This window comes from Lentzea cavernae, from assembly GCF_014653695.1.
Lineage (GTDB): Bacteria > Actinomycetota > Actinomycetes > Mycobacteriales > Pseudonocardiaceae > Lentzea > Lentzea cavernae.
Window position 1 is genome coordinate 348600 of the sequence record NZ_BNAR01000002.1, and the last position, 24724, is coordinate 373323.

The following is a 24724-nucleotide window of genomic DNA, read 5'->3' on the forward strand; positions in this document are numbered from 1 at the left end:
CCATGCACCGCACCACCTGCGGGCTCGCCATCGTCGTGACCGCCACCGCTTTGCTGGTGACCCCGGCACAAGCGGCTGAGGCGGACTTCGTCAAGGCCGAGAAACCCGCGGCCGGCGGCAGCTTCATCGTCTCGCTCAAGCCCGGCGCCGCCATCCAGTCGGCGTCGAGCGCCCTCACCCAGAAGTATGGCGGCACCCTGGACGCCGTGTTCTCCCGTGCCATGCGCGGCTTCCAGGTCAAGAACCTGACCGAGGCCGCCGCGCGGAAGCTGGCGGCCGACCCCGCCGTCAAGGCCGTCTACCAGGACGGCACCGCTCGGGCGTCGGACGTGCAGACCAACCCGACGTGGGGCCTGGACCGCGTGGACCAGGCGAACCTGCCGCTGGACAAGAAGTTCACCTACCCCAGCGGCGGCGCGTCGAACGTGACGGTCTACATCACCGACACGGGTGTGAAGACGAACATCGCCGACTTCGAGGGACGGGCGTCCGTGGGCGCCGACTTCATCGAGGACGGCCAGAACGGTCAGGACTGCTCCGGCCACGGCACCCACGTGGCCGGCACGGTCGGCTCGAAGACCTGGGGCGTGGCCAAGAAGGCCAAGCTCGTCTCGGTCCGCATGCTCGGCACGAACTGCACGGGCAACGGACCGGACTCGGCCGGCGTCAAGGCCATCGAGTGGATCACGGCGAACGCGCAGAAGCCCGCCGTGGTCAACGCCTCCTGGACCTTCGACACCGCCGACATCGGCAACGACGCCATCGCCGGCATGGTCGCCTCCGGCGTGCAGATGGCGGTCGCGTCGGGCAACAGCTCGACCGACGCCTGCTCCACCGGTCCCGCGAAGATCTCGTCGCTGATCACGGTGAACGCCACCTCGTCCAACGACGCACGTGCCTCGTTCTCGAACTACGGCACCTGCACGGACATCTTCGCGCCGGGTGACAACATCACCTCGCTGGGGCTGAACGGCGGCAGCACGAACATGTCCGGCACGTCCATGGCCACCCCGCACGTCGCGGGGGTCGCGGCCCTGTACCTGTCGGCCAACCCGTCCGCGAGCCCGCAGGCCCTGCGCGACGCGCTGGTGAACGGCGCCACCTCCGGCAAGGTCACCAACCCGGGCTCCGGTTCGCCGAACAAACTGCTGTACAGCGGTTTCATCGGCGGCGGTCCCGACCCGCAGTGCGGTCCCGGCACGAACGGCGACGACGTGTCCATTCCGGACACCGGCACCGCGGTCTCGTCGTCGGTCACGATCTCGGGCTGCACCGGCAACTCCACGGCCTCGGCAACCGTCAAGGTCGACGTCAACCACACCTACACCGGCGACCTGGCGATCGACCTCGTCAGCCCGTCCGGCAAGACGTACGTGCTGAAGAAGGCGGGCGGCGCCTCGTCCTCGGCGGGGGTCCACGAGACCTACACCGTCGACTTGTCCTCCGAAGCGCGCAACGGCACCTGGAAGCTGCAGGTGAAGGACGTCTACACCTACGACACCGGCAACATCGACACCTGGACCCTGACGGTCTGATCCCACCACGCGAAGAGCCCCGGAGCCAGCAGGCTCCGGGGCTCTTCCCCTGTCCCCGAAGGGGGTCTAGCGGGTGACGGTCAGCGTGAACGTCGTCGTGCCGGTCTTCCCGTCGGCCGAGGTGGCCTTGACGGTGATCGGGTAGGTGCCGGGCGGGGTGGAGAAGTTGGTGAAGATCCAGACGTTGCTGGTGCCGTTCTGGCCGATCGTGGCCGGGTTGAACGAGAACTGCGCACCGGCGGGGACACCGGACGCGGTCAGCGTCAGGTTCCCGGTGCCACCACTGGCCTTCACCGACGTCTGGGCCAGCAGGCCCTGCTTGACGCTCGCGGACGACGGCGTCGCGGTCACGGTGACCTCACCGGTCGGCGGCTCCTGGGAGCCCTCGACCGTGAGCGACACCGCGGTGGTGGCCGTCTTGCCGTTCGCGTCGGTGCCGGTGACCGTGATCGACGAGGTTCCGGCGGTCGCCGTGGACGACACGTCGAGCGTCAGCTTGGCCGACGAACCCGCGCCGATCGAGGCCGGCTGGAACGCCGCCTTCACGCCGGTGGGCACACCCGACGCCGTGAGGGTGATCGTCTGGCCGTCACCGCCGGACGAGATGGTCGTGGAGACGTACTTGCCCTTGGCCGCCTTCACACTGCTCGGCGAGGCTCCCAATGTGAAGTCGCCCGGCTGCGGATCCCCACCGCCGGTGACGGTCAGCGAGTACTTGCCGGACGCGGTCTTGCCGCTCGACGTGGTGCCGGTGACGGTGATCTCGTAGGTGCCGTTCGCGGCCGAGGTGGTCGCCTCGAACGTGACCTTGGCCGAGTTGCCGGTGGTGACCGACGTCGGCTGGAAGACCGCCTTCACCCCGCTGGGCAGCCCGGACGCTGACAACGTGGCGTTCTCCGCGCCGCCGGAACCGGCCGTGGTGGTGATGCCCGCGGACAGCGTCTTGCCCGCCGCGACCGACCCGCTGCCCGGCGCGACGGTCAGGCCGAAGTCGCCGACCGGCGGCTGCTGGCCGACCTCGGTCCTGACCCAGTCGCCCATCTCGTTGTCGAGGCGGCCGTAGATCGAGTACCACTTGAAGTCCGACCGGCTCCACGACGCGACGCCGTAGATCTTGCCGTCGACGACCAGCGGGCCGCCGCTGTCACCGGGCAGGATCGTGGTCCGGCCGTCGGAGTACCCGGCGCAGATCATGGTCGCCGACTTGAAGCCCGCGCCGACGCCCTGGCAGACGCTGTCCCCGTTGACGACCGGCAGACTCGCCTTGTCGAGGGTGACATCCGCCGAGGTGTCGTTGAAGTCCTTCTTGCCGTAGCCGTACCCGACACCGGTCTTGCCGGGCGCCGCACCGCCGGAGTCGGCACTCGTCGCGAACTTCGGGTACGCGGCACCGCCCTTGAGCGCGATGTCGCGGTCCACGGTCACGACGGCGACGTCGAAGCCCTGGTCGAAGTTGACGTACTTCGGGTGCTTCTTGTAGCTGACGACGTTGACGGCGAACCCGGATCCGTTGCCGCCGTTGAAGTCCTTGAGGTCGTCGAGACCGTAGACGAACCTCTTCTCGCCCTGGGCGTCCGCGCAGTGCGCCGCGATCAGGATCTTGCGCGGCGCCACGACCGTGCCGCTGCAGGTCTGTCCCTCCGGCCGGGTGCCACCGGCGCGGATCCCGGCGACGATGCCGGGGAACTCGCTCACGGTGGCGTTCTGCCCGCCGGCGAACAGGGGCGAGGCGTCACCGAGGTTCGCGGGGACGGTGTCCCCCAGGTAGTTCGCCGCAGGGGCGTTCGGCGGTGCGGCGTTCGCGGTGCCGACGGGCGTCAGCACCGAGGCCGCGACCAGGGCCACCAGGCCCCATGACCGTGTTCTCGTCACGTTGGTTCCTCTCCGGATCTCAGGAACGCCCACCTCAGGGCAGGGATGGCGGCCGTTCGCTGCGATCACTGTCGGAGCAGGGCACGTGCGGAACAATCAGGGTCCGCATCCGTAGGGGTACGGAACTTTCACCACCTACGGTCTTGTCCGCCGCCTCCGAGGCCCTCGGCCGCGACCATCGCGGGCGGACCCACCGGACAAGACCTACGGTCGGCGGAAGATCGTGATGGAGTGGCCGACGACGTCGATCGGAGTGCTCGTGTCGACCAGTGCCCGCAGCAGGTCGTCGGCCTTGGCGATCGCCGTGTTGGACACGACGAGCAGCCCCTTCACCTCGTCCCGCGGCGCCTCGCGCGGGTCAGAGGCGTGGATCCCGTGGTGCTCGGGCACTCCGGCGCCCTTGTAGACGAGCCACGTCCGCTCGCCCGGGTACCGCTTGAGCCGCTCGGCGAGCCTGCCGAGGTCCTGTCCCCAGTCGACGTTCGAGTCGTGCAGGTGCAGGTGGGTCTTGGACGGGCCGCCGAACACCTCGTTGGAGTACGGCAGGTAGTACGGGAACGTCCACAGTGAACTGGCGGCGACCAGCGCCACCGCGATCGCGGCGTAGCGCCGGTGCGCGACCACGGCGGCGGCGACGGCGAGGAACATCGGTACGAAGATCGCGTACCGGACGCCGAGGTCGCGGCTGCCGGTCATGGCGACGGCCAGCAGCACGGCGGTGGGAGCGAGGACGTACGCGGCCGCCGGGCGCCCGATCATCGCGGCGGCTCCGGCAGCCCAGAGCAGCAGTGCGCCCAGCGGTGTCTTCACCAGCAACGCGGCTGGCAGGTAGTACCAGCGCGAGCCCTCGTAGTGCGTGCCGAAGAGGTACCCGCCCCAGACGCGGTTCTCCAGTCCCAGCTGGAGGTGGATCCCGTCCAGGTAGGCCTGGGGGAACGCCGCGGAGGAGTCCACCGAGACGTAGGAGATCCAGACGACGGTGGTCGCCGCCAGCAGCACACCGACCGCGGCCCGATATCCGGCCTGCCATGCCACCAGGGCCAGGACGACCGGCACGGCGGCGAGGGTGTTCGTCTTCGTCGCGAGGGCCGCGCCGAGCGCCAGCCCGGCGAACGGCAGGTACAGGGCCGGGTCGGTCCGCGCTCGCCACGACAGCCAGGCGGAGGTGAGCACGAACCCGGCTGCCGCAACGTCCAGCGTGGCCAGCGATCCGTGCGCGATGAGGTCGGGCGAGAACCCGTACAGCGCCAGCGCGACGAGGCCGCCGGACCGGTTCGAGACGTCCGTGGCGAACAGGAGAACGACCAGCCCGAACAGCAGCGTGAGCACGATCATCGGAAGCCTGGCCGCCAGGAGCAGCGCGCCGGGGTCGTTGCCCGACTCGTAGAGCACGTGCCGGCCGAACTCGGTCTGGTCGCCCCGGAAGTCCGGGTCGAACCGCACGTCCGCGAACGCGAGACCGGTCGCCATGATCAGCTTGCCGAGCGGGGGGTGCTCCGGGTTGTAGCGCAGGCTGTGCTGCTCCAGCTGCACGACGGCGGCGCCGATGTAGACGGGCTCGTCGACGGTCGGCGTCTGCCGGACGGCCGTGGTGATCATGGCGATTGCCATCTGGGTCAGGAGCACCGCCGCCACCAGCACGAACAGCCACCGCCGGGGTGCGCTCACCTGCACGGTCGGCAGGGGCACCACGGCGGGGCGCTGGATCGTGACGAGCGACAAGACCGCTCGGTCCTCTCAGGTGGGTGGACGAACCCGACACTGTCCTGAAACGGGATGCCCGCCGAACAGGTTGCCTGCACATTTCGCTACAAGTCGTCGTGGAATCCCCTACCGCATTTCAACTACAGGTTGTAGCTTTACTGGCCCCCGGACGAGGGAGACCAGCCGTGACCGGATCCACCCGCTCGATGGCAGTCCTGGCGGCGCTGGCCGTCACGATCGGCGCGCTCGAGAGCATCCCGTTCCCCGCGCTCCCGTTGCTGCAACGCGAACTCGGCCTCGACCCGGCCCAGGCCGGGCTGCTGTCCACGACGCTGATCATCACGTCGGCCATCACCATGCCGATCGTCGCGAAGATCGCCGACGACCGCGGCGGGCGTCGGACGTTGCTGGTGCTGACCTGGTGCATCGTCGCCGGGGCCGTGCTGTCGGCGTTCGCGACGACGTTCCCCGCGATCCTGCTCGGGCAGTTCCTGCAAGGACTCGGCGGCGGCGTGCTGCCGGTGTCGTTCGTCGTGGCACGGCAACCGTTCAGCGAGTCCACACCGGTCGCGGTCGGCGTGCTCACCGGTCTGTTCACCGTCGGCACCGGTCTGGGCGTGCTCGTCGCCGGGCCGCTCGCGGACGCCCTGTCGCGCCAGTGGATGTTCCTGCTGCCGGCCCTGGTCGTGGCCGCGGTGGCGCTCGTCGCGCCGTTCGCGTTGCCCGGCGCACGAAACGTGCGGCGAGCGCGGCTGGACTGGCTCGGCGGCCTGTTGCTGGCGTTGGCGCTCGCCTCGCTCATGCTGGCCCTCTTCCTTGCACCGCAGGGACTTCTCGCTGCCGCCGCACTGCTCGTGGTGGCACTCGCGTCCGGCGCGGGTTGGGTCGCGGTCGAACGCCGCGCCGAACATCCGCTGATCGACCTCGGCGTCCTGCGTGCGCGCGGGGTGTGGACGGCGAGCATCACGGCAGGGGCGCTCGGGGCGAGCTACTCGGCAACGTACTTCCTGGTGCCGCAACTGCTCTCCGGGTTCGGTGCCACCGCCACCGAGATCAGCCTGCACCTCTTCCCCACCGTGGCGGTCGCCGTCGTGGTCGGGCCGTTGTCCGGCTTGTTCGTGCGACGCGCCGGGGTTCGGGTCGCGATGGTGGTGGGTCTGGCACTCACGGCCTCGGGAACGTTGTTCCTGGCCGGCTGGCACGACGTGCCGTGGCAGATCGCGGCAGGAATGCTGGTGACGCTCGGACTCGGTGTCGGAACCGCGTCCACCGCCACCTACACGGCCGTGATCGCCTCGGTCGGCGAGCAGGACACCGGGGTTGCGGCGGCGACGTGCGGGATCGCGCGCGCGATCGGTGCGGCACTGGGAGTTCAGGTCGCGGCCGCGTTGCTCACGGCAGGGGTCTCGTTCCAGCTCGGCTTCCTGCTGGCGGCGGCCGTGGTGCTGGCACCGCTGGTGTTGCAGCGGAAAATTCGCTTCAGCGAGGCGGCCGTGCGGGGCTAGCCTGCCCGGATGCCGTTGGGAGACATGGACAAGATCGCTTCTGAGACGGGTTTCTCCGGCGTGGTCCAGGTCGACCGCGCCGGACAGGTCGAGTTCGCGAAGGCCTACGGGCTCGCGAACCGCGCGTACGGCGTGCCCAACACCGTCGACACCAGGTTCGGCATCGCCAGCGGTGGCAAGGGGTTCACGGCGCTGACCGTGCTCTCCCTGATCCGCGAGGGGAAGCTGGCGCTCGACACCACCGCCCGGTCGCTGCTCGGCGACGACCTCCCGCTGATCGCCGACGACGTGACGGTCGAGCACCTGCTCACCCACACGTCCGGCATCGGCGACTACCTCGACGAGGAAGGCGACTGGGAGGCCGACGACTACGTGATCGGCGCGGCGCACGTGCTGACCACGACCGAGGCTTTCCTGCCGTTGCTGGACGGACATCCCCCGAAGTTCAAGGCCGGTGAGCGGTTCGGCTACTGCAACGGCGGTTACGTGGTGCTCTCGCTGCTGGCGGAACGGGCCAGCAGGCAGGGCTACCACGACCTCGTCCGCTCCAGGGTGCTCGGCCCGGCGGGCCTGACCAGGACCGATTTCCTGCGGTCGGACGAACTGCCGGGCGACGCGGCCGTGGGCTACCTGGAGGGCGGGGACCGGTCCAACGTCTTCCACCTGCCCGTGCTGGCGAACGGTGACGGCGGCATCCACACCACCGCGGGTGACATGACGAAGTTCTGGCGCGCCCTGTTCGCCGGCGAGGACGCCGAGGTCGCGACGAAGCCGCGCCACCACGTTCCCGAGGAGTCGCTGCGCTACGGGCTCGGGTTCTGGCTGCACGAGACCGACGACACCGTGATCCTCGCCGGGTACGACGCCGGAGCGTCGTTCAAGTCCACTCACGACCCGCACACCGGCACCACCACCACGGTCCTGTCGAACACCTCCCCCGGCGCGTGGCCGATGGCTCGTGCGCTCATGTGACTGTTCTGAACGGGTGATGGATGCGAACATGTGTTCGTGAGCGCCACCCCGATCCTCCACGCCGACCTCGACGCGTTCTACGCGTCGGTCGAGCAGCGGGACGACCCGAGCCTGCGCGGCCGCCCGGTGATCGTCGGTGGCGGCGTGGTGCTGGCCGCGAGCTACGAGGCCAAGGCGTTCGGCGTCCGCACCGCGATGGGCGGCGCGGCGGCCCGGCGGTTGTGCCCGCACGCGGTCGTGGTGCCGCCGCGCATGGCGGCCTACTCGGCGGCGAGCAAGGCGGTGTTCGAGGTCTTCCGCGACACGACGCCGCTGGTCGAAGGCCTGTCGATCGACGAGGCGTTCCTCGACGTCGGCGGCCTGCACCGGATCGCCGGGCCACCCGAGGTGATCGCCGCACGGCTGCGGGCGGCTGTGCTGGAGCGGGTCGGGCTGCCGATCACGGTCGGGGTGGCGCGGACGAAGTTCCTGGCCAAGGTCGCGAGCGGGGTCGCGAAGCCCGACGGGCTGCTGGTCGTGCCCGCCGGTCACGAGCTGGAGTTCCTGCACCCCCTGCCCGTCGAACGGCTCTGGGGCGTCGGCGAGGTGACGGCGGCCAAGCTGCACGGCCTGGGCCTGCGGACGGTCGGCGAGGTCGCCGCGCTCGGTGAGGCGGCACTGGTCTCGATGATCGGCAGGGCGGCGGGCCGGCACCTGCACGCACTGGCGCACAACCACGACCCGCGGCCGGTCCAGACCGGACGCCGGCGCCGCTCGATCGGTTCGCAACGCGCGCTGGGCCGCCGCGAACGCACGCGCGACGACCTGGACGCCGTCCTCGCCTCACTGGTCGACGGCATCGCGCGCCGGCTCCGCACGGCCCACCGCGCGTGCCGGACCGTGGTGCTGCGCCTGCGGTTCGCCGACTTCTCCCGCGCCACCCGCTCCCACACGATCGGGACTCCGACGACGGAGACCGAGGTGCTGCTGGCCGCGGCGAGGGACCTGCTCGGCGGCGTGATGCCCCTGATCACCGGCCGGGGCATCACGCTGCTGGGCGTCTCCCTCACCAACCTCCAGGACGACGCGCCGATGCAGATGGCGCTGCCGTTCGAGGAGCAGAAGCCGGCCGCCCTGGACGCCGCGCTCGACCACGTCCGCGACCGCTTCGGGTCCAGGTCGGTCACGCGAGCGGCGCTGCTCGGCCGCGATCCCGGCATCTCCGTGCCTCTGCTGCCGGACTGAACCGCGACGAGCCTGGGTCCAGCCGTCCGGCTTTACACCTGATGGACCCTTGTAAACTGAAACGTGTTCTAGTTAATCTACCCGCATGATCGCCACAGTGGTGTGGGGCACCGGAAACGTAGGCCGTGCCGCGATTCGTGCCGTCGAGGCCCATCCGGCACTGAAGCTGACGGCCGTGGTCGTCCACAACCCGGAGAAGGCGGGCCGGGACGCCGGTGACCTCGCCGGACTGGATCACGAGCTGGGAGTGGCGGCCACCACCGACATCGAGGCGGTGCTGGCCGCAAGTCCGCGCGCCGTCGTGTACGCGGCGTCGGGCGACATCAGGCCGGACGACGCCCTCGCCGACATCACGAGGGCGATCAGGGCGGGCGCGGTCGTCGTCACGCCGTCTCTGTACGCGCTGTACGACCACCGCAGCGCGCCGCCCGAGTTGCGAGAACCGGTTCTAGCCGCGATCGAGGAGGGCGGCGGGTCGTTGTTCGTCTCCGGCGTCGACCCCGGCTGGGGCAACGACGTGCTGCCGCTGATGATCAGCGGCCTCGGCAGCCGGATCGACGCCGTGCGCTGCCAGGAGATCTTCGACTACTCGACCTACGACCAGCCCGACGCGGTGCGATGGCTGATCGGGTTCGGGCAGCCGCTCGACTACGAGGCGCCGATGATCATGGCGACCGTGCCGACCATGATCTGGGGCGGGCAGGTCCGGCTCATGGCCAGGGCGCTGGGCGTCGAGATCGACGAGATCCGCGAGACCGTCGACCGGCGCGCGCTCGACGAGACGGTGACGACGCGGACCATGGGCGAGTTCGAGAAGGGCACCCAGGGCGCGATCCGGTTCGAGGTGCAGGGCATCGTTGACGGCGAACCGCTGATCGTCATCGAGCACGTCACGCGCATCCACGCCTCGTGCGCCACGGACTGGCCCATGCCGCCGTCCGGGGACGGCGCGCACAAGGTGATCATCGAGGGCCGGCCGCGCATCGAGGTGTCGGTCGAGGCCGTCGACGAGGGCGAGAACCGGTCCGCGGGCGGCAACGCCACGGCGGTCGGCCGCATCGTCAACGCCATCGACTGGCTGGCCGGCGCGGAACCCGGCCTCTACGACGCGCTCGACGTCCCGTTGCGCCCCGTCGCGGGCAAGCTCGGAAGGAGCAGGCCGTGAACATCGACATCCCCGAGGGCAAGGACCCCATCGGATACGTGTGGGGCGAGCTCGTTCCGGGCATCGGCATGGCCGCCGCGAACCTCTCGCTGGCCGTGTACCAGCACACGACGCTGGGGTTGCGCGAGTTCGAGGCGGCGCGGCTGCGGATCGCGCAGATCAACGGCTGCATGTTCTGCCTGGAGTGGCGGACCGAACGCGACGGCGAGAAGGTCGAGGACGACTTCATCGACGCGGTGACCCAGTGGCGCACCACCGACGCCTTCGACGACCGGGCGAGGCTGGCCGCGGAGTACGCCGAGCGGTACGCACTGGATCACCACGGTCTGGACGACGAGTTCTGGTCCCGCATGACCGCGCACTACAGCCAGGTCGAGATCGTGGAACTCACGATGAGCGTCGGGGCGTGGCTCGTGTTCGGCAGGCTGAACCGGGTGTTCGGCCTCGACGCCATCTGCGTGCTGCCGAAGTTCTGAGGGGTCCCGGCCGTCAGAAGTCGGTCGCGATGATCTTCTCGATGTTCCTCTCGGCCAGCGCCGTGATCGTGACGAACGGGTTCACCACGGTGCAGCCGGGGATCAGCGAACCGTCCACGACGTACAGACCCGGATGTCCCTGCAACCGCCCGTAGTTGTCGGTCGCCCTGTTCAGCACGGCGCCGCCCAGCGGGTGGTAGGTCAGGTGGTCGCCCCAGATCTTGTACACGCCGAACAGATCGGTCCGGTAGATCGTCCCCTCCTTCGAGTTGATCTTGTCGAAGATGGTCTTCGCGGCGTTGATGGAGACGTTCTTCCACGCGGTCTGCCAGTTCAGGTCGACCTTGCCCGCGGCGGCGTTCCAGGTGAACTGGGCGCGGTTGGGGGTCTTCGTGATCGACAGGTAGAACGACGCGTACGTCTCGATCCCGGTCGGGAGCGGCGCCACCTCGGCGAAGGCGCCGCCGGCCGCCCAGTTGTCGATGCCCAGGGTCGGGATCGACGACTGCAGCTGGCCCGTGGGGTCCCACAGGTGGTTGGCGCGGCCGCACATGACGTTGCCGTTGTCGCCCCAGCCCTTGCCGACCTCACCGTTCAGGTTCGGCAGCGCGCCCGTGGCCTTCAGCTTGACCAGCAGTTTGCTGGTGCCGACGCTGCCCGCCGCGAAGAACACCTTCGCCGCGGTCACCTCCTTGACGGCGATCGGGTCACCGGTGGTGTTGAGCTGCTCGATGGTGACCTTGTAGCCGCCCGTGGCCGGCCTGACGTCGACGACCCGGTGCAGCGGCGAGATGGTGACGCGGCCGGTGGCCCTGATCTTGGGGAGGTAGGTCTTCTGCAGCGACTTCTTGCCGAAGTTGTTGCCGTAGAGGATCTCCCCCGCGAGCGCCGACTTCGTGGCCGTGCCCGCCGCCTCCTGCTCCATGTAGTTCCAGTCGTACACGGTGGGCACGAAGACGTACGGGAAGTTCGACCGCTGGGCGTGCTTCCGGCCGACCCTCGCGTACTGGTAGGCCGGGGTGCTCTCGAACCAGGCCGACCTGATCAGGCTCGCGCCGAGCTCGGCGTTGGCGCGCGGGTAGTAGGTGTTGTACATCTCGTCGGGATTCACCGTCGGCAGGACCTCGGCGAAGTTCTCCCGTTTCGGCGTCACGGCCATGCCGCCGTTCACGAGTGAACCGCCACCGACACCGCGTCCCTGGTAGACGGTGATGCCGGCGAACTCCTCGGCGTCGAGGATGCCGGTGTACTTCGGGATCGCCTTGTCGATCGGGAAGCCCAGGAAGTTGCTCAGCGGCTGCTTGGTCTTGGTGCGCAGCCAGAACGACCGCTGGTCCGGTGTGGTGGTGTTGGCGAAGATCTTCCCGTCCGCACCGGGGGTGTCCCACGCCATGCCCATCTCGACCATGTGGACGTCGACACCGGCCTGGGCGAGACGCAGAGCCGTCACGGAACCGCCGTACCCGGTGCCGATCACCAGGGCCGGAACGACCGCCGCGTCCGCGATCGACGTCGCCGCCCGTGCCACCGGAGCGACGCCACCGAGGGCCACGGCCCCAAGAATAGAACCTGTTCCAGCAATGAACGAACGTCGTGAAGGACCCTCGAAACCGTTGTCACACGTCATTGTGTGGGTCATGTGATCTTCCTCACTGTGGGCGCATGAGAACAAGTTATACCGGCGCTTGTAGATCAAGTCACTACCTGGTAGTCCCGGTTCGCTCGGGGAGCCCAGCGCAGGCAGGGGTCTTGGCACGGAGATTCGCGGCCCGCGCGGACAACCCGGACGGCCCAGCACGACCACACGATCCGGGAATGTTCGGACACGCATGGTCGCCCGACAATCGAGCGATGCCCGAGGTATCTGGTGGTGAGGACGCGAGAGCGAGCGTCCTGGTGGTGGGTGCGGGGATGTCCGGCCTGGCGGCGGCGCGCGCGCTGCGCAAACGGGGCCACGCCGTCACCGTCCTGGAGGCCCGTGACCGCGTCGGCGGCCGGATCTGGACCGACGAGCACGGGGTCGACCTGGGCGCGCACTGGATCCACGGCACCGACGGCAACCCGATCACCGAACTGGTCGAGGACCTGGGGATCCCGTACAGCTACGTGGGCGGGGACAGCGCCTACACCGGCGGGTTCGACAGCCTCGACCTGTTCGGGGCGGACCTGCGGGCGGTGAACCACCGCTACAAGAGCCGCACCCTCGAACTGGCCGACGAGGTGCTGCACGAGCTGGAACGCCGCGCCGCGGTGGCGCGCAGGGAGGACCACCCGGACGTGCCGCTGGGCGAGGCGATGCGGCAGGTCCTCGCCGAGCACCGGCTGTCCTCAGAGGACGAACAGGCCGTGCGGTACCACCTGAACGTGATCCTGCGCGAGGACGCGGCGGAGGACCCGGACAAGCTCTCGTTGAAGCACTGGGAAGAGGGTTATCTCGTCTACGGTTACGGCGACAGCACGTTGCACGAGGGCTACCAGTCCGTTGTGGACGCCATGGCCGGCGATCTCGACATCCGGCTCGGGCACGTGGTCACGCGCGTGGAGGAAGGGCGCGTGACGACGGACCAGGGCGTGTTCGAGGCGGACAAGGTGCTCGTCACGCTGCCGCTGGGAGTGCTCAAGGCCGGGACGGTCGAGTTCGTGCCGCCCCTGCCCGAGGCCAAGCGGTCGGCGATCGCCCGGCTCGGCTACGGCACGCTCAACAAGATCGCGCTGCACTACGCCGAACCGTTCTGGCCCACGGAACAGTACGTCTTCGGTTACCTGTGCCGGGACACCGACCGCTACCCCACCGTCGTCATCAGCATGTGGAAGTCGCACGGCAAGCCGATCCTGGTGATGCTGCTCGGCGCCTCGCTCGGCCGTGAGATGGAGACGTGGTCCCCGGAGGAGGTCTCGGCGTACGCCACCTCCGTCGTCCAGGACCTGTTCGGCGAGGAAGCACCGGCGCCCGCGAGCGTCTCGCGCACCACGTGGTCCTCAGATCCGTACGCGCTGGGTTCCTACACGTGCATCGGTGTCGGCTCGTCGTCGAAGGACATCGCGACGCTCGCCGAACCGGTCGGCGACGGGCTGTTCTTCGCCGGCGAGGGCACGAACCCGTACCACTGGGGCTGCGTGCACAGCGCCTACGAGACCGGGCGGCGCGAGGCGGCGCGGATCAGCGGCGACTCCGGGCTCTACACGCCGCCCAGCGCCGGGAAATCCCGTGCCCAGTCCCGCAACACCGACAGGATGCTGCGGTTCGTGCGGATGCGGATGAACCACATCACCGAGCGCGAGCTCACCGAACGGGTCGCGTGCCTGCGGGAGAGCGTCGACCCGCACGGGGTGCGGTTGTTCGCGGCCCTGGCGGACTCCGAACTGGAGACCCTCGCGTCGATGTTCGACGAGATCCCCTACACCGCGGGCGACACGCTCTTCCACGAGGACGACGAGGCGCACGGCGTGTTCCTGGTCGCCTCCGGCCAGGTCGAGATCGACTTCGGCGGCATCTACGAACGCGCGATCCTCGGCCGCGGCGGGCTGCTCGGCCACTACGACATGTTCTTCAACGCCCGCACCACCTCCGTGACGGCGCTGACCGACGACGTCGTGGTGTTCTACCTGGACCACTACCGCTACCAGAGCTTCCTGTACGCCTTCCCCGACGTGATGATGCTGATGCTCTCCGACCTCGTGACGCGGTGGGAGCAACTGGAGGGCGTGCTCGGGACCGCGACGCTGCCGAAATTGAGTGGAGGGCCGCAACCCAGGGCCGTTACGGTGCTGCCCGACTGAGTCGTCGAGGCTGGGACCTGCCGTTGTACACCGTTTGAGTTCTCCCAAGCGCTGGTCTTCGTGGCGCGCCGCTCCTTCTCTGAGCGCCGCGCTCCCTTTGCTGCGGATTTCTCACCGAACGGTGTACTCCTGTGCTCATCACCTGGGCCGTCGTGCCCACCTGCCTTCCTCTCGTCCGCCGTCGTTGCCACGTGTGCGCCGCCGACCGCTTCCGGGCGAGCGGCAAGTTCCGCGTCAACGCCAACCACAAGGTCCTCGACGCGTGGCTCCTGCTGCTCTGCACCGGGTGCGGGGACACGGTCAAGCTCACGATCTTCGAGCGGACCCACGTGCGTTCCGTCCGGCCCGCGCTGCTGGACCGGTTGCACGCCAACGATCCCGCGCTCGTGCCCGAGCTTCTGCAGGACTCCGTTCTGCAGAAGCGCAACCACGTCTCCCTCGACTGGGAGGGGGCGTGGCGGCTCGACACAGGCGGGTCCGGCCACCTGGACCTGGAGGTGGCCGACGTGGAGGTGCGGTTCGCGGCGCGGATCCCCGTGCGGCCGGTGCGGCTCATCGCGGACGCGTGCGGTCTGACGCGCGGTGAGGTCGAACGGCTGATCGCCGACGGGAAGGTCGTGTCCGCCATCAGGTTGACCGGCAAGGTCTCCGGCGACTTCACCTTCACGCTCAAGCGCTGAGCACTCGCCTCAGCAAGGCCAGTACGGCGGCCACGCCCGGAGGGTCGGGCGGGTCGCCGTACGTGGCCGCGTGGATCTCGCGGTGGAAGCCCTTCAGCTCCGTCGCGTGGACGTCCGGCCTGCGGTGGGCCCTCAGGCCGAGTCCCGGCAGGACCGCGACGCCCGCACCGGCGGCGACGAGGGCCTGGACCACCACCATGTCGTCGCTGTGCGAGGAGATCCGCGGCGCGAAGCCCTCGCTCCGGCAGACCACCTCCAGCTCTTCGCGGCACGCGTCGCACCCGCCGATCCACGCCGAGTGGCGGTGGTTCGCGAGGCCGTCGTCCTGCTGCCGGCTGATCAGGTGGATCGGGTCGTCACCGAGGTGCACGAACCGGAAGCCCTCCTCGGCTGGGGCGCCGGCGTGCCGGAAGACGACGGCGATCTCGACCTCGCCGTGCCGCACCATCTCGAGCGCTTCGACCGGGTGCCGTTCGAACAAGCTCAGCTCCAGCCCGGGATGCCTCTCCGCCAGGGCCGCGGCCACCTCCGGAACGATCGTGGCGGCCGCGGAGGCGTTGGCGGCCACCCTGACCCGCCCCGACCTCAGCCCCGCGTGCGCCGCCAGTTCGGTGGTGGCGGCATCGACCCGGCCGACGATCTCGGCCGCACGACCGGCCAGCAGCAGGCCTTCCGGCGTCAGGCGGATCCCTCTTCCGACCCGTTGCACGAGCTTCACGCCCGTGGCCGCTTCCAGCCTCGACAGGTGATGGCTCACCGACGGCTGCGAGTAGTGCAGCTCCTTGGCGGCCTCGGTCACCGATCCGTGCCGGGCCACCGCCGCCAGCACCTCGAGGTGCACCAGGCTGAGCATTCATCAACGTTATCAATGAAAGCGGCAGGTTTTTGGCATTGGACGTCATGGGTCGTGCGGTTCAGGCTTGGGTTCATGACGAAGGTGACCTGTGATCTCTCGATCTCCCTCGACGGCTACGCGGCGGGGCTCGGTCAGGCCGAGGACCGGCCGTTCGGGGACGACGGCGGCGACGGCTGGGGCAGCGAGCTGCACGCGTGGATGGAAGACCCCGAAGAGCAGCGGTGGCAGCTGGACCGCCTGGCTGAGACGAAGGCGTTCATCATGGGCCGCAACATGTTCGGGCCTGTCCGCGGCTCGTGGGACCGCGTGTGGAACGGGTGGTGGGGCGACAACCCTCCTTATCACGCACCGGTTTTCGTGCTCACCCACCACCCGCGCGCACCGCAGCCGATGGAGGGCGGCACCACGTTCCACTTCGTGACCGAGGGCATCGCGGCGGCCTTCGGACTCGCCAGGGAAGCGGCTGGGAACGGCAACATCTCCATCCACGGCGGCGCTTCCACCGTCAACCAGTACCTAACCGCGGGTCTCGTCGACGAGCTGCGGCTGCGGATCGTGCCGATCACGCTCGGCGCCGGCACGCGGTTGTTCGACGGCGTTCCCGGGCTGCGGCTGGACCAGGTCGAGTCACGGGCCAAGGCGTCTTTCACGCACGTGACCTACCGCGTCATCAGGTGAGCCCCACGTGACCCGTTCGCCAGTTGAGACGGTGGGCCAAGTGGCCTCTTGATCGCTCAACCTCGTCACGCCAAGGTGAGGAAGGTTCAGCTACCTGAACACCTCGGAAGCCGACGGCGTCAGACGAGGAGCACGAATGCGGAAACGCACGACGATCGTCCCTCTGCTAGCACTCCTGAGCCTGGTCCTGCCCGCACCCGCGACCGCCCAGCCGAACGGCACGGTCACCTCGGGGCAGGCCCGGTTCCAGATCCTCTCCCCCACCCTGATCCGGTCCGAGTTCGCCGGGGACCGCGCCTTCGAGAACCAGGCGACTTACAACGTTATAAATCGCATGTTCCCCCGCACCTCCTACAGCTCGCGGACCGAGAACGGCTGGCTGGTCATCACCACCTCGGCGATGACCCTGCGCTACCGCGTGGGCTCCGGCCCGTTCCGCGCGGACAACATCGAGCTCAAGACGGCCGGCACGACCGCGTCCCCGTGGCGGCGGGTGGTCTGTGCGACCGGACAGCTCTGCGAGGCGGAGGACCAGCACCGCGAGGGCATGCTCGTCGCGGCGGACCACGCCGGTCACACCGGCTGGGGCTTCGTCGCCGGGTTCTCCTTCGCCAACAACGGCGTCACGGCCACCGTGCGCGCGACCAGTGCGGGCAGGCACCGGGTCGTCGTGAAGTACGCCAACGGGCAGGGCGGCGACGGCAAGCACGAGAACCGCACGCTCGGCCTGAGCGTCGACGGCCAGGCGCCGCGGCAGATCATGTTGCCGCGCACGGCGAACTGGGACGACTGGCAGCAGGTCGCCACGGAGGTCGACCTCTCGGCCGGTGAGCACCGCGTCTCCCTGACCCGGGGCGCGGGCGACTCGGGCAATGTCAACGTTGACAGCCTCGCCCTGCTCACGGCGGGTCAGCCCTACCCCACGGCCCGAGCGGTCGACGACTGCCGGTTCGGCACCAGCTGCGAGGCCGAGAACGGCGTCATCGGCGGCGCGGCCAAGATCGCCGACGAGCACGCCGGGTTCGCGGGCACCGGGTTCGTCGCCGAACTGGTCGGCGGCACGCGGCTGACCCAGCGCGTGAGCAGCGTTCCGGCCGCGGGCACGTACCCCGTGGTGCTGCGCTACGCCAACGGCGTCGGTGGCGACGGCAAGCACGAGCCGCGGACCGTGTTCGTCAACGGCCAGGCGGTCACGTTGCCCACCACGGCGAACTGGGCCACGTGGGCCACGGTCACGGCGCAGATACCGTTGCCCGCGGGCACTTCCGACCTCGCGGTCACGTGCCCGGACAACGGCTGCCACGTCAACCTGGACACCATCGGGCTCACCAGTTCGGCGCAGCACGTCGCGCTCGGCGGGTACCGGCGTTCGCTCGACGGCTACACGGGCAACAGCGGTGACCCGAAGCTGTACCCCGGCCTGATGTACCGCGACGGCTGGTACACGCTGGACGACACGCCGTCCGCTCTGCGCAACGGGACCCCGCGCGCGGACCGGGGCGCGCAGCCCTACCAGGACGGTTACGTCTTCGGCTACGGCCAGGACTACAAGGCGGCGCTGGGTGACCTGGCAACGCTGACCGGCGGGTCGAAGTTGTTGCCGCGCTGGGCTTACGGGGTCTGGTACTCCGAGTACATCGACAGGACGGCGGCCGACTTCCGCGACCGCATCCTGCCCGCGTTCCGCCAGCACGGCGTGCCGCTGGACGTCCTCGTGGTCGACACCGACTTCAAGGGGCACAACCTGTGGAACGGCTGGCGGATGGACCAGCAGAAGTTCCCGGACCCGCAGGGGTTCCTGGACTGGGCGCACAGCGAGGGCCTGGCAAGCACGCTCAACATCCACCCGAGCATCCAGGGCGACGACCCGGACTTCGCGCAGGCGCAGGCCACCGCGAAGGGCAAGCTGGCCAAGGGTTCCTGCACCAACTGCTACGTGTTCGACTGGGGCGACCCCGACCAGCTGCGGGCCTACGTCGAGCTGCACCGCAAGATGCCGACCGACTTCTGGTGGCTCGACTGGTGCTGCGACGGCTCGGGTTCGTCGTTGCGGGGCGTCACGCCGGACACGTGGATCAACGAGCAGTACTCGAAGATGGGCTCGTTCGCGTTCTCGCGCGGGTTCGGGTCGTTGCAGGCCGGTGGGTACAGCGGCGCCGGGCCGCTGCCGACCGGTCCGTGGGCGGAGAAGCGCTCCACCCTGCACTTCACCGGTGACACCTCGTCGACGTGGGGCGTGCTGAAGGGCACCATCGGCTACACCTCGGCCGAGGGCGTGGCGACGGGCATGTCGAACATCAGTCACGACATCGGCGGCCACAACGACACGACCGGGCTGCGCGGGTCGGAGCAGTACCTCGACAACGGCCAGGTCCGCTACACGACCAAGATGCCAGACGACATGTACGCGCGGTGGGTGCAGCTCGGCGCGTTCCAGCCGATCACGCGCCTGCACAGCAACCACAGCGACCGGTTGCCCTGGCAGTACGGACCGGCCGCGCAGGCGTCGGCGACGAAGTTCCTGAACCTGCGGGAACGGCTCGTGCCGTACATCTACACGCTGGCGGAGCAGGCCAACCGCACCGGTGTGCCGATGGTGCGTCCGGCCTGGGTCGAGTACCCCGGCAGCGCGGAGGCGTACTCCACTGTGGACAGCCAGTTCCTGCTCGGGCCGGACATGTTGGTCGCGCCGATCACCACGCCGGGTGACGTGGGTTCCACGCGGGTCTGGTTCCCGCCCGGCAGCCAGTGGACCGACTACTTCACCGGCCAGGTGCACCAGGGCGGCACGTGGGCCACGGTCAGCGCGGGCTGGGACACCATGCCGGTGTTCCTGCGCTCGGGCGGAATCCTGGTGGAGCGCACGAAGGACGTCGCCAACGACGCCAAGAACCCGGCGAACGAGCTGACCGTGCACGTGACGGCCGGCGCGAAGGGCGAGTTCACCCTCTACGAGGACAAGGGGAAGCGCACCCGGATCAAGCAGTCCGGTGACTTCCTGACCGTGCAGTCGCCCACGTTGTTCTCGAAGCGGAAGTGGACGGTGGTGGTGCACGAACTCGACGGCTCGACCCGGACCGTGCAGAGCAAGGGGCTGCCGGTGATCAGTCTTCGGGCACCCAGGTGAGCAGCCGGACCTTCGCGACGGTCCGGACGTGCTTGCGCATCGCCGCGGCGGCCTTCTTCGCGTCGCCCGCGGCGATGGCCTCGTAGATAGCGGTGTGCTGCGCCAGTGACCGGGACGGGCGCCCCGGCTGGCGCAGCGACTCCGTGCGGCTCTCGGTGATCTGCTGGGCGATGGTCTTCATGAAGTCGGCCAGCAGCGAGCTGTGGGCGGCGGCGGTGACGGCGGCGTGGAAGCGGCGATCCCCTTCCACGCCGTTCGCGCCTTCGGCGATCTCGTCGCGCATGAAGTCGAGCGCCTCGCGGATCGTCTCGAGCTCGGCGTCGGTGCGGCGTTCGGCGGCGAGTTCGGCGAGCTTGGTCTCCAGGGCCTCGCGGGCCTCCAGCACCTCCGGGAGGCGCTTGCGGCGTTCGACGAGCTGCTCGACCGGCTCGACGTCGAGGGTGTCGCGCACGAGGTACGTGCCGCCGCCGTGCCGTGCCTCGACCAGGCCCTGGACCTCCAGGACCACGATCGCCTGCTTGACCGACGCGCGGCTCACGCCGAGGCTCGCGGCCAGGTCGCGTTCGGCGGGCAGCCTGTCTCCCGCGCTCAGACCGGCCTCGGTGACGTGCGCGCGCAGCCGTTCGAGCACCTGCTCGTACAGGCGGGACTTCACCATCGGCCGCAATGCCTCGGACATCGTCCCAGGATAACCGGTCAAGTGGCTCAGCCACTATGCCACCTCTTGACAGCCACCGGACCGTGGGCGGAAAGTGGCTCATCCACTCGGCCATTGAGCCAGCCGGACAGCCCCAACGACGGGAGCCCCTGCATGTCCGCCGAACTGATCTCGATACTCGTGCTGGTCGTGGTGTTCGTCATCGCCACGACGCGGTCGATCAACATGGGAGCGCTGGCGTTCGCCGCCGCCTTCGGGGTCGGCACGCTGGTCGCGGACATGAAGACCGACGACATCTTCAAGGGCTTCCCCGGCTCGTTGTTCGTCGTGCTGGTCGGGGTGACGTTCCTGTTCGCCATCGCCCGCGCCAACGGCACCACGGACTGGCTGGTGCACATGGCGATCCGGCTGGTCGGCGGGCGGATCGCGTTGATGCCGTGGGTGATGTTCGCGATCACCGGCGTGCTGACGGCGATCGGCGCGGTGAGCCCGGCGGCGGTCGCGATCGTGGCGCCGATCGCCATGGGGTTCGCGGCCAAGTACAAGATCAGCCCGCTCCTGATGGGCGTGATGGTCGTGCACGGCGCGCAGGCGGGCGGGTTCTCCCCCATCAGCATCTACGGCACGATCGTGAACGGCATCGTCGACAAGGAGGGCCTGCCGGGCAACGAGGTCGTGCTGTTCCTCGCCAGCCTCGTGGTGAACCTGCTGATCGCGGTCGTGGTGTTCGTGGTGTGCGGCGGGATGAAGCTCGCCCGGCAGCCGCTGGACACGCCCGCGCTGGTCGGCACCGGTGGTGTCGGCGCGGCCGGGGTCGCGGCGGCCGGGTCGGCGACCGGCGGTGGCGGTGCGGCCGGCAGCGACGGTCGGACTGCCGGTGGTGACGCGGCCGACGGCGACGGCGGGCCTACCGGCAGCGCCACGGCCGGCAGCCGGGCAAGCGGAACCCCTTCGGGCGGCACCGGCGGCGGAGTCGTTGAGACCGACGAGCGGATCGCCCTGACCGCGCCCCGCATCGCCACCCTCCTCGGCCTGGCCGCGCTGGTCGTCGCCGCCCTCGTCTTCGACCTCGACGTCGGCCTCGCCGCGATCACGGTGGCCGTGCTGCTCAGCATCGTGTGGCCGGAGACCTCCAAGACGGCGATCACCCAGATCACCTGGCCGACCGTGCTGCTGATCTGCGGCATCCTCACCTACGTCGCCGTGCTGCAGACGATGGGCACGATCAAGTGGGCCGGCGACTCGGTCGCGGGCGTCGGCGCTCCCCTGCTCGCCGCTCTCCTGATCTGCTACATCGGCGCGATCGTGTCGGCGTTCGCCTCGTCGGTCGGCATCATGGGCGCGTTGATCCCGCTGGCCGTGCCGTTCCTGCTGCAGGGCGAGGTCAGCGCGGTCGGGCTGATCGCGGCGCTGGCGGTGTCGGCGACCGTGGTCGACGTGAGTCCGTTCTCCACCAACGGAGCCCTGGTGCTGGCGGGTGCGGAGAACGTCGACCGCGACAAGTTCTTCAAGCAGTTGATGGTCTACGGCGGGATCATGGTCGCGGCGGCGCCGCCGCTGGTGTGGCTCGCCCTCGTCGTCCCGGGAATCTGGTGAGTTGATGTTTGCCTTGCAGTCGGACCGCGTCGCCCTCCGCTTCGGCGACCGCGCCCTCACCCACGCCGAACTCGCGGGATGTGCCGGAGCCCTGGCACAGCGGTTGTCCGGGCTCCCCCGCGTGGCGATCTGGGCCACGCCGACCCTCGAGACCTGCGTGGCGGTGGTCGCGGCGCTGCTGGCCGGGGTGCCGGCCGTGCCGCTCAACCCGAAGGTCGGCGAACGCGAGCTCGCGCACATCGTGGCGGACAGCGCGCCGGCCGGGGTGCTCGCCGCGCCGGGGGTGGAGCTGCCCGCGGGCTTGGATTCGGTGCCACGTCTCGAGGTCACGCTCGACGGCTCGGCCGAGAAGGTGTTCGCGGATCCCGGCGACGAGGCTCCCGCTTTGATCGTCTACACCTCGGGCACCACCGGCTCCCCCAAGGGCGTCGTGCTGCCGCGCCGTTCGATCGTGTCCACTTTGGACGCGGTGGCGGAGGCGTGGGGGTGGACGGCCGACGACGTGCTGGTGCACGCGTTGCCGTTGTTCCACGTGCACGGGCTGATCCTCGGTGTGCTCGGGCCGTTGCGGCGCGGCGGCACGCTGCACCACCTCGGCAAGTTCTCCACCGCGCAGGTGGTGGAGGCGCTGAACGGGGAGGGCACGATGATGTTCGGCGTTCCGACGATGTACCACCGGATCGCCGAGGAGGTCGGCTCCGCCCCCGCGCTCGCCGCCGCTCTGGGCGGGGCGCGGCTGCTCGTGTCCGGCTCGGCCGCCCTGCCCGTGCGCGACCACGAGCGGATCGCGGCGGCGACCGGGCAGCGCGTGGTCGAGCGGTACGGCATGACCGAGACGCTGATGAACACGAGCGTGCGCGCGGACGGCGACCGCAGGCCGGGGGCCGTCGGCCTGCCGCTGCCGGGCGTCGAGGTGCGGCTCGTCGACGACGCCGGACAGGCCCTGGACGAGGTCGGCGCGATCGGCGAGATCCAGGTGCGCGGGCCGAACCTGTTCACCGAGTACCTGAACCGGCCCGACGCGACCGCGGAGGCGTTCGCGGACGGCTGGTTCCGCACCGGTGACGTCGGCACGCGCGACGCCGACGGCTACTACCGCATCGTCGGGCGCAAGGCCACGGACATCATCAAGAGCGGCGGCTACAAGATCGGCGCGGGCGAGATCGAGAACGCGCTGCTGGAACACCCCGCCGTGAAGGAGGTGGCGGTGACCGGCGAGCCCGACGACGACCTGGGCGAGCGGATCGTCGCCTGGGTGGTGCCCTCCGGCGCCGAACCCTCCCCCGGCGACCTCGCCGACCACGTCGCCCGCCTGCTCACCCCGCACAAGCGGCCGCGGGTGGTGCACTTCGTGGAGTCCTTGCCGCGCAACGACATGGGCAAGGTGATGAAGCGTGCCCTCGGGACGTGAGCCGGCCCGCGCGCTGATCGGCCGGGTGGCGTCGTCGTTCGCCGAGCTGCCGGACGGCTCGGTTCTGTCCGGAGTGGACGGACCACTCGGCTGGAGTGGTTACGGTGCCCAGCTGTCCCGCGCGACGGAGCTGACCGGCGAACACGAGTCCGTCGTCTGCGGCGTCGCGGAGATCGGCGGTGTGCGGGCCGTGGTGGTCGCGTTCGAGTTCGGTTTCCTCGGCGGCTCGCTCGGCACCCGCACGGGCACCCGCGTCGAACAGGCCTTCACCCACGCCCGCGAGCACCGCCTGCCGGTCGTGTCCCTGGTCGCGACGGGCGGCAGCCGCATGCAGGAGGGCACGCCCGCGTTGATGCAGCTGCCCAGGATCGCGCGCCAGATCACGCTGACCCGCGCCGCCGGGCTGCCCCACGTCGCCGTTCTCCGCGATCCCACCACCGGTGGTGGCTGGGCCACGCTCGGCGCCGGTGCCGACGTCGTGCTGGGACTGCACGGCGCCCAGGTCGGGTTCGCCGGGTCGCGGGTGCGGCCGCCGGGGTACTCGGTGACGCAGCAGTTCGCGGCGGGGCTGGTCGACCAGCTCCTGCCGTCCGGTGAGCTGCGCGGCGCGCTGGAGCGCTGGTTGCGACTGCTCACCACGCCCGGTGACCGCGCTCCCGTGCCCCAGGCGCTGGGAGCCGGGACCTTGCCGGAGACCGGGTGGGACGCGGTGCTGCGAGCCCGCGCGCGGAGCCGCCCGCGGGCCGGGGATTACCTCGCGGCCTACTTCGACTGGTACGAGCCGATCAGCGGTGACCGCGCCGGTGGCGTCGATCCCGGGGTGCTGTGCGGGTTCGGGCATCGGGACGGCCGGACGGTCGCCTACGCCGCCCAGCGCGGCACGGCCACGCGTCCCGCCGGGTTCCGGACGGCGGCGCGGCTGCTCAGGACGGCGAACAGGCTGGGGATCCCGGTGCTGACGCTCGTCGACACACCGGGCGCGGCCAACGACGCGGCCGCCGAACAGGCCGGGGTGGGAGCGGCGATCGCCGACATGTTCACCGCGGTCGCCGAGGCGAGCGTGCCGGTGACCACGCTGCTGATCGGTGAGGGCGGGTCCGGTGGCGCACTCGCGTTCGCCGCACCGGATCGGATGTGGGTGACGCCGGACAGCTACCTCGCGGTGATCTCGCCGGAGCTGGCGGCGGCGATCCTCAAGCGGGAACCCGCGCGGGCGCGGCAGACGGCCGACGAACTGCGGTTGCGGCCGCAGGACCTGGTCGAGCTGGGCGTGGCACGGGGAATCGCCCAGCTCGGCCGGTCCGCCGATCAGGCGACGGCGATGTAGAGGAACGCCAGGAGCGAGCTCGGGACGCAGATCGTCACGAGTCCGACCACGCCGTAGAACGGTTCCTTCTTCTGCACCATCGCGCCCAGGGCGGCGATGCCGAAGGCGACGGACGCGATGAGCAGCAGCAAAACGACGTACGACATGTGAAGGTCCTC

19 protein-coding genes are annotated in these 24724 nt (G+C 70.0%); 13 read left to right on the forward strand and 6 right to left on the reverse strand.

Annotated elements, in window-relative coordinates:
• The first annotated feature begins 2 nt into the window (after positions 1-2).
• The gene (locus IE307_RS07570) at positions 3-1535 is read left to right on the forward strand and encodes a S8 family serine peptidase (protein WP_191297028.1); all 1533 of its coding nucleotides are present in this window, start codon (positions 3-5) and stop codon (positions 1533-1535) included.
• A 66-nt stretch (positions 1536-1601) separates the two neighbouring features.
• Here IE307_RS07570 and IE307_RS07575 read toward each other — a convergent pair whose 3' ends face one another.
• Positions 1602-3407: a trypsin-like serine protease gene (locus IE307_RS07575; protein ID WP_191297030.1), complete on the reverse strand. Its 1806-nt coding sequence runs from the start codon at positions 3405-3407 to the stop codon at positions 1602-1604.
• 204 nt (positions 3408-3611) lie between these two features.
• Positions 3612-5129, reverse strand: coding sequence for a phospholipid carrier-dependent glycosyltransferase (locus tag IE307_RS07580; protein WP_229904499.1), 1518 nt, complete (start codon positions 5127-5129; stop codon positions 3612-3614).
• A gap of 167 nt (positions 5130-5296) precedes the next feature.
• Here IE307_RS07580 and IE307_RS07585 point away from each other — a divergent pair, with 167 nt between their 5' ends.
• The 5 genes from IE307_RS07585 (at position 5297) to IE307_RS07605 (ending at position 10453) form a co-directional block, all read left to right on the forward strand.
• On the forward strand, positions 5297-6616 hold the full coding sequence (locus IE307_RS07585; RefSeq protein WP_191297032.1) for an MFS transporter: 1320 nt from the start codon (positions 5297-5299) through the stop codon (positions 6614-6616).
• A 9-nt stretch (positions 6617-6625) separates the two neighbouring features.
• Positions 6626-7588, forward strand: a complete 963-nt coding sequence (locus tag IE307_RS07590) for a serine hydrolase domain-containing protein (RefSeq protein WP_191297034.1) — start codon at positions 6626-6628, stop codon at positions 7586-7588.
• A gap of 30 nt (positions 7589-7618) precedes the next feature.
• Entirely contained in the window at positions 7619-8812 is a 1194-nt protein-coding gene (gene dinB / locus IE307_RS07595; RefSeq protein ID WP_191297042.1) for a DNA polymerase IV, read from the forward strand.
• Positions 8813-8897: 85 nt separating this feature from the next.
• Positions 8898-9977: an NAD(P)H-dependent amine dehydrogenase family protein gene (locus IE307_RS07600; protein ID WP_191297044.1), complete on the forward strand. Its 1080-nt coding sequence runs from the start codon at positions 8898-8900 to the stop codon at positions 9975-9977.
• Positions 9974-10453 (forward strand): carboxymuconolactone decarboxylase family protein, encoded by a 480-nt coding sequence (locus IE307_RS07605; protein WP_030479802.1) that lies wholly within the window; start codon positions 9974-9976, stop codon positions 10451-10453. Before IE307_RS07600 ends, IE307_RS07605 begins: the two co-directional genes overlap by 4 nt.
• A 13-nt stretch (positions 10454-10466) precedes the next feature.
• Here IE307_RS07605 and IE307_RS07610 read toward each other — a convergent pair whose 3' ends face one another.
• On the reverse strand, positions 10467-12005 hold the full coding sequence (locus tag IE307_RS07610; RefSeq protein WP_505744277.1) for a GMC oxidoreductase: 1539 nt from the start codon (positions 12003-12005) through the stop codon (positions 10467-10469).
• A 299-nt stretch (positions 12006-12304) separates the two neighbouring features.
• On the opposite strand from IE307_RS07610, the gene IE307_RS07615 reads away from it, so the two are divergent.
• Both IE307_RS07615 and IE307_RS07620 read left to right on the forward strand, forming a co-directional pair.
• A complete protein-coding gene (locus IE307_RS07615) occupies positions 12305-14233 on the forward strand; it encodes an FAD-dependent oxidoreductase (protein WP_191297048.1) in 1929 nt (642 codons plus the stop codon).
• Positions 14234-14364: 131 nt separating this feature from the next.
• Positions 14365-14913 carry a DUF1062 domain-containing protein gene (locus IE307_RS07620; RefSeq protein WP_191297050.1) on the forward strand — a complete coding sequence of 183 codons (549 nt, stop codon included), beginning with the start codon at positions 14365-14367 and terminating at the stop codon, positions 14911-14913.
• Here IE307_RS07620 and IE307_RS07625 read toward each other — a convergent pair.
• Positions 14903-15766: a LysR family transcriptional regulator gene (locus IE307_RS07625; protein WP_191297052.1), complete on the reverse strand. Its 864-nt coding sequence runs from the start codon at positions 15764-15766 to the stop codon at positions 14903-14905. The two genes, IE307_RS07620 and IE307_RS07625, sit on opposite strands and share 11 nt — an antisense overlap.
• 75 nt (positions 15767-15841) lie before the next feature.
• Between IE307_RS07625 and IE307_RS07630 the strand changes: the two genes are divergently transcribed.
• Both IE307_RS07630 and IE307_RS07635 read left to right on the forward strand, forming a co-directional pair.
• A complete protein-coding gene (locus tag IE307_RS07630; protein WP_191297054.1) occupies positions 15842-16447 on the forward strand; it encodes a dihydrofolate reductase family protein in 606 nt (201 codons plus the stop codon).
• Between the two features lie 136 nt (positions 16448-16583).
• Positions 16584-19574: a TIM-barrel domain-containing protein gene (locus tag IE307_RS07635; RefSeq protein ID WP_191297056.1), complete on the forward strand. Its 2991-nt coding sequence runs from the start codon at positions 16584-16586 to the stop codon at positions 19572-19574.
• On the opposite strand, the gene IE307_RS07640 is transcribed toward IE307_RS07635, so the two are convergent.
• Positions 19552-20253, reverse strand: coding sequence for a FadR/GntR family transcriptional regulator (locus tag IE307_RS07640; protein WP_191297058.1), 702 nt, complete (start codon positions 20251-20253; stop codon positions 19552-19554). The genes IE307_RS07635 and IE307_RS07640 overlap by 23 nt on opposite strands.
• 132 nt (positions 20254-20385) lie before the next feature.
• Between IE307_RS07640 and IE307_RS07645 the strand changes: the two genes are divergently transcribed.
• Genes IE307_RS07645 through IE307_RS07655 form a run of 3 tightly spaced genes read left to right on the forward strand, consistent with a single transcriptional unit; the run spans position 20386 to position 24566 of the window.
• A complete protein-coding gene (locus IE307_RS07645; protein ID WP_191297060.1) occupies positions 20386-21828 on the forward strand; it encodes an SLC13 family permease in 1443 nt (480 codons plus the stop codon).
• 4 nt (positions 21829-21832) lie between these two features.
• The gene (locus tag IE307_RS07650) at positions 21833-23239 is read left to right on the forward strand and encodes an acyl-CoA synthetase (protein ID WP_191297062.1); all 1407 of its coding nucleotides are present in this window, start codon (positions 21833-21835) and stop codon (positions 23237-23239) included.
• Positions 23223-24566, forward strand: coding sequence for a carboxyl transferase domain-containing protein (locus tag IE307_RS07655; protein WP_191297063.1), 1344 nt, complete (start codon positions 23223-23225; stop codon positions 24564-24566). Before IE307_RS07650 ends, IE307_RS07655 begins: the two co-directional genes overlap by 17 nt.
• Here IE307_RS07655 and IE307_RS07660 read toward each other — a convergent pair.
• Positions 24548-24712 (reverse strand): hypothetical protein, encoded by a 165-nt coding sequence (locus tag IE307_RS07660; protein ID WP_191297065.1) that lies wholly within the window; start codon positions 24710-24712, stop codon positions 24548-24550. The genes IE307_RS07655 and IE307_RS07660 overlap by 19 nt on opposite strands.
• Between the last annotated feature and the right edge of the window lie 12 nt (positions 24713-24724).